Genomic DNA, 352 nt, shown 5'->3' with positions numbered 1-352 from the left:
GTGAATCGGGTGCAGCGGCTATTCGTGAGGCATTACAAGTAATCGATGCCGACAACGACGCCGTGGTGCTGAATATTTCAGATGCAGAACAGACCAGTGAGGCCCTCAAGGCGCTGGTTGCTGAGCATGGTACGCCCGCAGTACTGGTGAATAACGCCGGTATTACTCGTGACAACCTGTTCCTGCGTATGAGCGACGATGAGTGGCATGCAGTGATTAATACCAACCTGACCGGCGTGTTCCGTGTCTGTAAGGCACTGGTCAAACCGATGATCAAGGCGAGAGCCGGTGCCATTATTAATATCAGCTCCATTATCGGCACTACCGGTAATGCGGGTCAGGCTAACTATGC

Annotated in this window: 1 protein-coding gene; it reads left to right on the top strand. The window is 52.8% G+C overall.

Annotated elements, in window-relative coordinates:
* Positions 1–352, top strand: a 352-nt coding sequence (locus Q4563_RS17455; RefSeq protein WP_303605397.1) for an SDR family NAD(P)-dependent oxidoreductase, incomplete at both ends; no start/stop codon positions are given.

The sequence above is a fragment of the Gilvimarinus sp. 1_MG-2023 genome (genome assembly GCF_030548285.1).
Note: the sequence above shows the minus strand (reverse complement) of the source record. Positions and strands in the feature narration are given on the sequence as shown.